The sequence below is a fragment of the Brachybacterium sp. J144 genome, from assembly GCF_036321705.1.
Lineage (GTDB): Bacteria > Actinomycetota > Actinomycetes > Actinomycetales > Dermabacteraceae > Brachybacterium.
Genome location: NZ_JAZDCG010000036.1, coordinates 21,636 through 33,045, shown reverse-complemented (window position 1 = coordinate 33,045; position 11,410 = coordinate 21,636). Strand labels below are relative to the sequence as shown.

The 11,410-nt window shown below is 69.7% G+C and carries 13 protein-coding genes; all 13 read left to right on the top strand.

Annotated features, from left to right (window positions below):
* The first annotated feature begins 10 nt into the window (after positions 1–10).
* Entirely contained in the window at positions 11–637 is a 627-nt protein-coding gene (locus tag V1260_RS15195) for a hypothetical protein (protein WP_329747658.1), read from the top strand.
* 70 nt (positions 638–707) lie between these two features.
* The gene (locus tag V1260_RS15190) at positions 708–1,400 is read left to right on the top strand and encodes a ParA family protein (RefSeq protein ID WP_329747657.1); all 693 of its coding nucleotides are present in this window, start codon (positions 708–710) and stop codon (positions 1,398–1,400) included.
* A gap of 24 nt (positions 1,401–1,424) precedes the next feature.
* Positions 1,425–1,790, top strand: a complete 366-nt coding sequence (locus tag V1260_RS15185; protein WP_329747656.1) for a hypothetical protein — start codon at positions 1,425–1,427, stop codon at positions 1,788–1,790.
* A gap of 19 nt (positions 1,791–1,809) precedes the next feature.
* Positions 1,810–2,502 (top strand): SAF domain-containing protein, encoded by a 693-nt coding sequence (locus V1260_RS15180; RefSeq protein ID WP_329747655.1) that lies wholly within the window; start codon positions 1,810–1,812, stop codon positions 2,500–2,502.
* Position 2,503: 1 nt separating this feature from the next.
* Positions 2,504–3,289, top strand: a complete 786-nt coding sequence (locus V1260_RS15175; protein ID WP_103384967.1) for a MinD/ParA family ATP-binding protein — start codon at positions 2,504–2,506, stop codon at positions 3,287–3,289.
* The gene (locus V1260_RS15170) at positions 3,286–4,755 is read left to right on the top strand and encodes a CpaF family protein (protein ID WP_329747653.1); all 1,470 of its coding nucleotides are present in this window, start codon (positions 3,286–3,288) and stop codon (positions 4,753–4,755) included. The genes V1260_RS15175 and V1260_RS15170 overlap by 4 nt, the downstream gene beginning before the upstream one ends.
* A 2-nt stretch (positions 4,756–4,757) precedes the next feature.
* Positions 4,758–5,606, top strand: coding sequence for a type II secretion system F family protein (locus V1260_RS15165; protein WP_329747652.1), 849 nt, complete (start codon positions 4,758–4,760; stop codon positions 5,604–5,606).
* Positions 5,603–6,490, top strand: coding sequence for a type II secretion system F family protein (locus tag V1260_RS15160; protein ID WP_103384578.1), 888 nt, complete (start codon positions 5,603–5,605; stop codon positions 6,488–6,490). The genes V1260_RS15165 and V1260_RS15160 overlap by 4 nt, the downstream gene beginning before the upstream one ends.
* A 140-nt stretch (positions 6,491–6,630) precedes the next feature.
* The gene (locus tag V1260_RS15155) at positions 6,631–6,831 is read left to right on the top strand and encodes a hypothetical protein (RefSeq protein ID WP_103384577.1); all 201 of its coding nucleotides are present in this window, start codon (positions 6,631–6,633) and stop codon (positions 6,829–6,831) included.
* A gap of 10 nt (positions 6,832–6,841) precedes the next feature.
* Complete coding sequence (locus tag V1260_RS15150) at positions 6,842–7,420, top strand: TadE/TadG family type IV pilus assembly protein (protein WP_329747651.1); 579 nt, start codon at positions 6,842–6,844, stop codon at positions 7,418–7,420.
* Between the two features lie 65 nt (positions 7,421–7,485).
* Positions 7,486–7,917 (top strand): TadE/TadG family type IV pilus assembly protein, encoded by a 432-nt coding sequence (locus V1260_RS15145; RefSeq protein ID WP_103384575.1) that lies wholly within the window; start codon positions 7,486–7,488, stop codon positions 7,915–7,917.
* Positions 7,914–8,339, top strand: coding sequence for a pilus assembly protein TadG-related protein (locus tag V1260_RS15140; protein ID WP_329747650.1), 426 nt, complete (start codon positions 7,914–7,916; stop codon positions 8,337–8,339). Before V1260_RS15145 ends, V1260_RS15140 begins: the two co-directional genes overlap by 4 nt.
* A complete protein-coding gene (locus V1260_RS15135) occupies positions 8,336–11,395 on the top strand; it encodes a LysM peptidoglycan-binding domain-containing protein (protein WP_329747649.1) in 3,060 nt (1,019 codons plus the stop codon). The genes V1260_RS15140 and V1260_RS15135 overlap by 4 nt, the downstream gene beginning before the upstream one ends.
* The last annotated feature ends 15 nt before the right edge of the window (positions 11,396–11,410 follow it).

The window sequence follows — 11,410 nt, the reverse complement described above, 5'->3', positions numbered from 1 at the left end:
TGATCCCCCGATGACGCCCGAACGCGCGACCTTCACGCCCAACGACACCGACACCGCAGTCCTGATCTCTCCCCCTGGGCAGCGAAGCAGCCCGCGGTGGGCATTCATCACGCGCGGATCCGCCCGCGAAGCGATCGAGCGTGGCCGGCTGCACCGCGAGCAGCTCCAGAGGGCCAGGCACCGCCGCGACATCGGGATCCTCGTCGGCCTCGTCGCTGTCGGCGGCGTCCTGTTCCTGCTGCGCGAGCTCGGGGTGGTCGTCCACGTCATCGCGTGGGTCGCCGCCTTCGTCGGCGGCCTCTTCATGCTCTCCAGGATCGTGACGGACCCCCGACCCAGCCACCCCGCCTCCGAGGACGACGTCCAACAGGAGATCTCCCGGTCCCTCACCGAACGTGATGCGCTCAGCGTCTGCTCCGTCGAGCTCGCTCGCCAGCTGACCGCGGCGCAGCACCACGCCCTCACGACCGCTGACACGTTCGGGCTGACGAGAGAAGTGCTCGAGCTCCTCCAGGAGCAGTTCGAGGCGCGGCGACGCGAGGAGGAGAAGCGCGTCAAGCGCCACCGTCGAGAGCAGGCCCTGGCGATCGTCGACGAGCACTCCGCCCCACACGAGCAGTACCCGCAGATTTCCTGAGATTCGTATTTTCGTCTTCTCGTTCTTCCGGTATGCTCCAGACTGTCAACACCCGACGAAGGAGCCACCCATGCCCTCCAGAGCCACCCGATCCAAGACCCCACCCGACCCACGGGTCATCTCCGTCGTGAACGAGAAGGGCGGCGTCGGCAAGACCACGACCGCCGTCGAGATGGGCGCCGTCCTCGCCTCCACGGGCAAGCGCGTCCTGCTCATCGACACCGACCACCCCCAGCACTCCCTGAGGGACTGGGTCGATCAGGTCGGCCTCGACGACACCCCGTTCGATGTCGCCAGCATCGAGCATCCCGACGAGCTCGCCGCTGTCCAAGAGGTCGCCGCCGAGTACGACTTCGTGCTCATCGACACCCCGGGCACGGTGGCGATGCGGAACCTGGTCGCGCAGTACATCGCCACCAGCGACTTCCTCATCGTGGTCTCCGAGGTCGACGGGATGGCACTTCGCCCCGCCGACCGCTACATCGACGACTTCGTGATCCCCTCCGGCAAGCCGTACGCGGTGCTGCTGACCAAGTGGGATCCTCGCCGCCCCCAGAAGCTCACCCGTGCCCGGGAGTTCTTCGAGAGCGTCGACAAGCCGACCTTCACCTCCGTGATCCGCTCCTACTCGCTGTTCGCCGATGCCTACGAGGACGGCGTCTACGTGACCACCAGCCCCCGCCGCGGCGAGTCCGCTCACAAGGCAGCTGGGGACTACGAGCGCGCGGCGCTCGAGCTGATGTCCACGATCGCCACCCTCTGAGCCCGAGAACAGGAGCCACCCACCATGTCTGCCAAGCAAGTCAACCTCCGCGAGAAGCTCGGCCGCAGCACCACCCCGCAGCAGCCTCTCCGCCCCACCTCCGCCCCGGCATCGGCAGCTCCGATCCCGCCGATCGACGAAGACGACCTCGTGCGCAAGGAGGTCAGGGTCCGTCCCGATCAGGTCACCCGCCTGGCCAACCTCCGGCGTCGGATCAACAAGGCCCGGGCCGCAGCGGAGAAGGGGCTCGACCCCAGCGAGAAGAGCCCGTCGATGACCGACCGCATCCTCGCCCGTGTCGCCCTGGACTACCTCCTCGAGCACGAGGACGACCTCCAGGGGTGGACCGAGCAGGACCTCCTGAACAGCCTGCGCAACGCCAAGGACTGACCCCGAAAGGACCCCTCACATGCCCCTCCTCACCAAGATCAAGAAGAAGGCGGACGACTCCGCCGCGGCGGGACCCGAGCAGCCGGCCATCCCCACCGCCGCGGCCACCACGCCCATCCGCCAGCGTCGACGGCCCGCGTTCATCGCCCTCGGCGTCGCTCTGATCATCGTCTGCGCCCTGGGAGCGTTCTGGCTCGTCGATCGCCTCTCCACCACGACCCAGGTCGTGGTGGCCGCCGCAGACGTCCCGGAGGGGCAGAGGCTCACCGCCGAGGACCTCACGGTCACCGACGTCACCGTGCCCAGTGGTGTCGCCACCATCCCCGGAAGCGACCTCGACACCCTCGTGGGCCAGCGATCCGTCGGGCAGCTCGAGAAGGGCACTCTCCTCGCTCCGAGCGACGTCAGCACCGACCCATTCCCAGCCGCCGGCACCGCCGTCGTCGGCGTCCGCGTCAGCGCCGGGCAGATCCCCACCAACGACGTGGACCCCGGTGACCCGATCCAGATCGTCGGAACCCCCCGGGAGGGCGATGACCCACCCACCGGTGACGCCCCGGTGATCACCGGGACCGTCCAGGCCATCAGCGCCCCCTCCACGGACGGAGTGGTCGTGGTCGACGTCCTCGTCTCCAGCGACCAGTCCGCCACCCTCGCCGCCCTGTCCGCCACGGGCCGCATCAGCGTCGTCCTCGTCCCCGAGGAGGAGTGACATGCTGATCTCCCTCGCCTCCGCCTCCGGATCACCTGGGGTCTCCACGACCGCCCTGGGCCTGGCCCTGGTCTGGCCCCGCGACGTCATCCTCGTCGAGGCCGACACCGTCGGTGCCTCCGCCACCCTCGCGGGCTTCTTCGCCGGATCTCTCCCGCCCCGCTCCACGATCCTCGACATCACACCCGGGGCCGACTTCGAAGAGCAGCTCATGGCGCGGTCCATCGCCCTCACCGACAACCAGTCGCCGATCCGCCGTCTGGTGCCCGGCATCAGCAACCCGCTCCACGGCCCGCAGCTCTCGACGAGATGGGATGCGCTGGCCCTGGCCCTGTCCGACCTGGAGCGCGCCGGCATCGACGTCCTCGTCGACATCGGACGGATCCACTCCCCGCACCTCGCCGGCCCGATCCTCCAGACCTCGGACATCACCGCCCTGGTGCTGCGCCCGACGATCACCGCGACGCTGACTGCTCGCACCACCATCAAGAACCGCCACCTGGCCGAGGAAGCCGGCCTCTCCTCCCCCGCATTCCACCTGGTCACCATCTCCGCGCCCGACACCTACTCGGCCGGGGAGACGAGCAAGGCGCTTCACCAGCCCGTGCTGGGCTCTCTGCCCTGGGCACCGAAGCACGCGAGCGTCTTCGCCCACGGCAAGCCTCGCCCCCGCGGATTCGACACCAGCAGCTACGCCCGCGCCCTGCGCTCCCTGTCCGGAGCGATCAGCTCCGCCGGGCAGAAGCGCCGCGACGCCATCCAGACCCTGCGAGGAGTGACCCGATGACCCCCCAGCAGCCCCATGACCTCCCCGACTTCGAGAGTCTCGCACTCGTCGATCTCGAGGACAGCCCCCTCAGCGCCGCGCCCCTGGCGCCCCTGGCCCGGCAGGCTCCTCCCGCCCGCGACGCTGCGCCAGCAGCCCCCGCAACCGAACCGGCCCCCTCGTCCGCGCCCTCGACGCGATTCACCGACTGGTCAACCATCACGAAGATCCGTGCCGACGTCGCCAACGCACTGGCGGAGGAGACCATGCCGGGCAGCGACGAGGAGGATCGACGCGCTCGCGCAGCCTCCCTCATCGGTGCCTTCATCGACGACGAGGAGTCCCGCCGCCTCGACTCCGGGCTCGTGCAGTGGACAAATGCAGAGCGGCGCGCCATCACCCAGGCCGTCCTGGAGTCCCTGTTCGGGTTCGGACGCCTCCAGCCCCTCCTGGACGACCCGACCATCGAGAACATCGAGATCTACGGCTACGACGACGTGCTCATCCAGCGCACCGGCAACACCTTCGAGCAGGCAGACCCGATCGCCGAGTCCGACGCAGACCTCCTGTCCATGCTGAGCTTCTACGCCGCCCAGCAGTCCAAGTCGTTCGACCCCGCACACCCGCGGCTGCACATGAGCCTTGGCCCCACCGCTCGCCTCTACGCCGCCGGGTGGGTCGTCGCGAGGCCGATCGCCACGATCCGTATCCACCGCCTCGTCGATGTCACCCTCACCGACCTCGTCGACCTCTCCCTCATGCCCAGCGAGCTCGCCCGGTTCCTCCGCGCCGCCGTCCGCGCGAAGAAGAGCATCATGGTCGCCGGGGCGCAGGGCGCAGGGAAGACCACACTCCTGCGAGGACTGATCAACGAGATCGACGCCTGGGAGAAGCTCGCGATCCTCGAGAGCGTCGCCGAGCTCCACCTCGAGCAGCTCGGCAAGGAGCGTCACCGACGTCTCGTCCCCCTCGAAGCAGTCCCCGGCAGCGGCGAGAAGGACGCGAACGGCCGCCCGATCGGCGAGATCACCATGGACGACTGGGCCCGCGACACGTTCCGCATGAACCTCGACCGGATGATCGTCGGCGAGATCCTGGGGCCCGAGGTGATCGCCATGTTCGAGGCGATGCAGACCGGAGCCGGCAGCCTCTCGACCATCCACGCCAAGAACTCGGCCGCGGTCCCCGAGCGCGTCGTCACCCTCGCGCGGAAGGACGGGCGCGTCACCGAGGACTTCGCGCGCAGGCAGGTCGCGGAGAACATCGACCTGGCCGTCTACGTCGACCTCGTGAAGACCCGGAACCCGTGGACCGGGGAGTCCTCCCTCACCCGCCGCATCACCGACGTCACCAGCTACACCCCCGGAGAGGGAGGTCTCGTTGCCTCCACCCAGCTCTGGGGGCTCCAGGACGGGCAGATCACCCCGAAGATGTCCCCGGAGTGGATGGACGACCTCCGCCCCTACCTCGACGAGGAGGCGGCCTGATCATGATCCCGATCCTCGCCGCACTCCTCACCGTTGTCGCCGGTTCGGCCATCTGGCTGCTGATCGCCGGCCTTCGACCGGTGGCGGCGCCGTCCAGCACCCCGCGGCGCAGCCAGCTGACGCGACCCCAGCGCAAGCAGCTCCATCTGATCGCGATCGGCCTGGTCATCGGGCTCCTGCTGTGGATCCTCACCGGGTACATCGCGGCCGTCATCGCCGCTCCCATCCTCGCGCTCCTCGCGCCGCAGCTCATCCCCCGATCCACCGAGAAGTCCACGATCGCCCGGCTGACCGCGATGGAGGAGTGGACCCGGTCGCTGGTCGGCCTGCTAGGAGCCACCGCCTCCATCGAACAGGCGATCATCGCTTCCCGCAGCTCTGCACCCAAGGCGCTCAAGGAGGAGATCGGGATGCTGGCCGCACGCCTCCAGAGCGGCATCCCCATCGAACAGGCCCTCACCCAGTTCGGAGACGACCTCGACGACACCACCGGTGACCTTCTGACCGGATCCCTGATCCTCGGAACCCGACGCCGCGGCGCCGGTCTCGCTCGCCTCCTGGAGGGCACAGCGGAGACGATCGCCGACGACGTCGCAGCCCGACGCCAGATCGAGGCCGACCGCGCCAAGCCGCGCGCCAACGCCCGATTCATCACCGTCATCGCGGTCGTGGTGATCGCCGTCGAGTTCCTCTTCAACCCGGCCTACGTGGAGCCCTACCGCACCGCCCTCGGTCAGATCATCCTCATCGCCCTGGTCGCGCTCTTCCTCGCCGCGCTGTGGTGGATGAACATCGTCGCTCGTGATCCCAAGGGGCAGCGGCTCCTGCGACCCACCGGAGATGCCTCATGACCCCCCTGGTCCTTCTGCTCGGCGGCGGTATCGGCGCCGGCCTGTACCTCATCATCCGAGCCCTCACCCCGGCACAGCCAGCCCTGCCCGCGGCGATCTCGCGCCTCACCGCCACCACCAGCAGCCAAGCCTCCTCCCTGCCGCCCGCAGACCTCCAGGAGCGCCTGGGCGTGTGGGCTGAGCGGGTCGTCACGCAGCTGCCGATGATCGTCACCCCCGACCGGGACCTCGCGCTCATCGGCTGGTCCACCCGCAAGTTCTACGGACAGAAGACCCTCGCCTCCCTGGTCGGATTCGCGTTCCCTGCCGTGATGTCGCTCGCGGCCTACCTCGCGCAGATCACCCTCCCGATCCCCGTGACGCTCGGCGTCATGCTGATCCTCGCCGTCGTCTTCTTCTTCCTCCCCGACATCGAGGTCCGCCAACGTGCTGCGAGCCAGCGCACCCACTACCGGCGCATCATCGCCGCTTACGTCGACTTCGTCGCCCTCGCTCGGATCTCCGGTGCCGCCGCAACCCAAGCCATGAGCGACGCCGCCCGCGTCGGCGACAACGAACTGTTCGTGCGGATCCAGCAGATGATCGAACGATCCCGCCTGCGTGGGACCTCCGCCTGGAACGACCTTCGCGAGCTCGGCGACGAGATCGGTGTGAAGGAGCTCCACGAGATCGCGGACATCGTCCGCCTGTCCGGAGAGGAGGGAGCCTCCATCTGGGAGAACCTCCGCTCCCACGCCCACTCGATGCGCAACGCACAGCTCCGCACCGAGCAGGGAGCTGCCAACGCGCGCTCCGAGTCGATGACGATCCCTCTGACCGTCCTCGTGTTCGCGTTCGTCGGGCTGCTCCTGGCCCCATCCCTGCTGACCCTGGCCACCTCCTGACCCATGGGTCACCGGGTGACCTGGTGCGGGTGCCTAGCGCAGCGCCCCCTGAGAGAATGTTGAATGGGTCATGTCACAAGGGGGCACCCGCACCACCGATATAGGGGTAACACCACGGTCTCACCGAAAGGACCACCATCATGGACACCTTCCTGAAGCTCATCCTCGAGTCCCTGCTCAGCTTCACCCGCGAGCACATCCAGCGCGCCCGCCAGACCGCTTCGGTCGGCGCCAACACCGTCGAGTACATCCTCATCGTCCTCGGCGGCATCGCGATCGCCGGGCTCGTCATCGCCGGGATCACCGCCTTCGTCAACGGGAAGATCGGCGAGCTGGGCTGACCCAGGAATCATGAAGCGGAACGAGGCAGTGCTGCTCGGCCTCGGCGTGCTGCTGCTCGCCGAGGCCATCATCGGCACCCTGACGATGGGGATCCCCCGGACCCTCTGGCTCCTGGCCGGCACGATCGGCGGACTCAACCTCCTCGCCCTCTGCGCCTTCCTCCTCATCGTCGCAGCAGACGCCCTCCGCGTCCGTACGAGGAGGGCGGCGGCGATGTCCCGCTCAGGTCTCGAACGCGGCCAGGCCAGCGAGGCCGTCCTCATCGTCCCCCTGATTCTGGGGGTGATCTTCGTGATCATCCAGGTCGGCATCTGGGCTCACGCCCGCAACGTCGCGGTGTTCTCCGCGCGTGAGGGGGCGACCGCGGCCGCCGCCTACCAGTCCGGCCAGTCCCCGGAAGCAGCCACCCAGGCAGCGCTGGCAGGCAACTCCGACGGCGTCCTGCGGTCCTACTCCGTGACGTCCACGCGCACCGACGACTCGATCACCGTCACCGTCCGTGGGCAGTCCCTCTCGCTGATCCCGATGGTGCAGCTGCCGGCCATCGAGCAGAGCGTGACCGTCCCCGTCGAGACCTACGTTCCCTGAGGGGTTCCCAACCAGCCCGATACGAACTACACTGTCAACAGTTTCGCTTTTGGAGGTGAGGACAGATGACACGCAAGGATCTCGAGCGCGGCGCCTCGAGCGTGGAGGCCGCGATCCTCGCCCCCACCCTGATCCTGCTGCTCGCCCTCGTCGCCGCCGTCGGCAGCGTCGCCCTCGGCGAGCAGAGCGTCACCACCGCCGCACACTCCGCCTCCCGCGCCGCCTCGCTTGCCACCAGCCAGGACGACGCAGCCGCGCGCGTCAGCAGCGCGTTCACCGCCGAGCTGTCCCAGCAGGGAAAGAAGTGCACGGACCTGTCCGTCGACGTCGACGCCGGCGCGTTCACCACCTCCCCCGGCGAGGTGGCCGTCGTCCACGCGACCATCACCTGCACCGTCCCCTACGCACAGCTGATGCCCATCCCGGGCCTGCCCGGCACCAAGACGATCACGGTGAACACCACCAGCCCCCTGGACACCTACCGGGAGCGCTCATGAACACCCTCCGCAGCCGCCTCGAGCGCGGCGAGGTCTCCGAGCTGGTCGCCGTCGTATTCGTGGCCATCGTCCTGGTCATCGGCCTCGTCGTCGACGGTGGCGCCAAGATGACCGCCGCCAGCGAGGCCTCCTCCATCGCGCAGCAAGCCGCTCGCGTCGGCGGACAGCCCCTGGACTCGCTGCCCGCCGACGGCGGGACCGCTCACCTCGACGCCGGCAGCGCCGCGGCCGCCGCACAGTCCTACCTCGACCAGGCCGGCGTCGACGGATCCGTGCGCATCATCAACGACTCGACCATCGAGGTCACCGTCACCAGAACCGAAGGCACCACGTTCCTCGGCCTCATCGGCATCAACACGGTCTCGGCTACGCGCACCGCTCGCGTCGATCTCATCCACGGACAAGCAGAGGTGATCCCATGATCAAGCCGCTCAAGGCCCTCGGAGCGCTCCTCGCCCTGGTCGCCCTGCTCGCCGGGATCCCCGCCGGGCTCCTCGTCTTCTACGGCAACCCGATCCCGACCGCGCTGCCGACCGGCAGCGACATCGCGACGCTGCTCACCAGCCGCGACACCCTCGGGGCGCTGCTGTTCGTCCTCGTGTGGATCGGGTGGATCGCCTGGGGGACCTTCGCCCTGTCCGTGGTCATCGAGCTCGTCGCCCGTGCCCGCCACATCCAGGCCCCGCAGATCCGCGGCCTCGGCGCCCAGCAGGGCGCAGCAGCCCTGCTGATCGCCGCGATCGCCGGGGGCGTCGGCGCCCCCGCCGCGATGGCCGCACCCGCACCGGCCGAGCACGCCCCCGCCGTGCAGACGGAGATCCTCACCATGCCCACCGAGACCCCCGCGACCGAGGACCACGCCGCACCGGAGGCCACGGACAAGGACGCAGCCAGCGGGGACCTCGTCGTCACCGTGCAGCCCGGGGACTCCGCCTGGGGCCTGGCCGAGAAGCATCTCGGCGACGGCCTCCAGTACAAGAAGATCATCACCGCGAACGACGGGCGGGTGCAGTCCGACGGATCCACGATCCACATCGGCAACGACCTCTGGCTCGAAGAGGGGTGGGAGCTGGTGATCCCCGGTGCCGGCACCAGCGAGACCGCGCCCGCAGCGCAGCAGGAGCAGACCATCACCGTGCGCGAGGGCGACACGCTCTCCTCGATCGCTCGCGAGCACCTCGGGGACCCGGAGCGCTGGCCCGAGATCGCCGACGCCTCCGCCGGCATCACCCAGCCGGGCGGCTACACCCTCCAGGACCCCGACCAGATCGACATCGGCTGGACCCTGATCATCCCGGCCACCACCGCCCAGGAAGCCGCTGCGGGCCCGCAGGAGGCCGAGGAGGACCCGACCGAGCCCGTGGACACCTCGGCGCTCGACGAGGCCGTCACCGCCGCCACAGACGCTGCTGAGGGCGCATCCGCCGCCGCGGAAGCGAACACCAGCACCGAACAGGCCGAGAAGACGGGCGCCGCCGAGGAGGCGCCCGTCGAGGGTGCGCCGGCGGCACAGGCCGAAGCGCCCGCCCCCGACGCGGCACCGTCCGCCGAGACGGAGGACACGATCACGGTTCCGTGGACCGGGGTCGGATCGATCCTCGCAGCGAGCATCCTCAGCGCCGTCCTCGCCCGTCGGCTCTACACGCAGCGCAAGCGTCGGGCGGACCAGAAGATCCCCGCGGCCGCGACCGTGGATCTCGACCAGGTCCGCCTGACCCGGATCGAGGATCCCACCGCCCTGGGGTTCGTCGACCGCGCCCTGCGCACCCTCTCCGCGCTCCAGCTGCGCGACGGCCAGACCCTTCCCGACGTGCGCCTGGCGCGGCTGACCGACAGCCATCTCGAGATCTACGCCGCGGCCGGCCACGCCCTGCCCGCCCCGTTCGAGGCGACCGAGGATCCCGCCACGTGGCTGCTGCCCCGCACCGCCCCCCTGGCCGACGACGAGACGATCGGCGACATCGTCGCCCCCTACCCGGCTCTCGTGACCATCGGCACCGATCACGAGGGCCACCAGATCCTCGTCGACCTGGAGCACCTGGCCGCTCTCGGCATTCACGCCAGCGCCCGCACGTCCATGCCCGTCATGCGAGCTCTCACCGTCTCCCTGGCGACCTCCCAGTGGGCCGACGACCTCTCGATCACCACCGTCGGCGTCTGCCCCGAGCTCGAGGATGCCCTCGGCTCCGGTCGCATCACCTACCGCGACACCGTCACCGACCTCCTGGACACCCTCGAGGCGAAGCTCGCCCACGACCAGGCGACCCTGGCCGAGCTCGGCCACGACTCCGCGCAGCACGCGCGCCAAGCCCAGGACGCCACCGACCTGTGGGCACCCGAGATCATCATCATCGGCACCGACCTCTCCCTCACCGAGAAGGGCCGCCTCCAGCGGATCGTGGACGCGCAGCCCCAGATCGCCGTCGCCGTGATCTCCAGCGACCAGCACACCGACCTCTCCGAGTGGCGGATGCACATCGAGTCCCTCGAGGCCGCGCGCCTGGAGCCCCTCGGCCTCGAGCTCACCCCGCAGCACCTCACCGACGACGACTACGAACGTGTGCTGCGAGCCCTGAACACCGCCAGCAGCGTCGAGCCCATCACCCCGGTGGACCAGGCGACCGACGACCTCGCCGAGCCCGCGCCCACGGACGCTCAGGAGCCGCAGCTGCGCGCCGTCCCCTCCGTCCGCCCCGCCGCTTCGATCCTCACCGCCGAGCAGCGCACCGCGGAGCCCGTCCTCCCCACCGACCACCCCTACGTCCGAGTGCTCGGCCCCGTCGAGGTACTCGGTGCCACCGGCCCCCTCGAGGAGAAGCGCCTCGCCCAGCTGACGGAGGCCACCGCCTACATCCACCTCAACCCCGGCCGCTCCTCCCACGACTTCATCACCGACCTCTGGCCCACCAGGCGCCCCGCCGACAGCGCCCGCCACCAGCTGATCTCACGGCTGCGCAAGTGGCTCGGCACCACCCCCGAGGGAGACCCGTACATCCCCCGCGCCGCCGGCGACGCAGGAGGCTACGTCCTCGAGCACATCACCTCCGACTGGGCCACCGTCGAGACGATCGCAGCGGACCCGACCGGCACGAGCACCGAGGACCTCGCGGAGGCACTCAAGCTCGTCCGCGGCTGCCCCTTCGAGGCAAGCGGCCGCCGCTACCGCTGGACCATCACCCTCCAGTACACGATGCTCAACGCCGTCCTGGACATCGCCCACGAGCTCGCCCGACGCGCCCTCGACGCCGGCGACACGGACACGGCCCTCTGGGCAACCCAGCAGGGCCTCCTCGTCGAGTCCCTCCACGAGCAGCTCTGGCGCGATCGTCTCCAGGCCGCCTCCCACGACCCCGACCTCCACCAGAAGATCACCCACGAGCTCGAGGCCGCGATCGCCGCCCTCGACGACGACTACGACCTCCTCCCCCAGACCGAGGCGCTCATGTACTCCCCGACCACCCACCGCATCGCGATCTGAGGCAGCCATGACCAC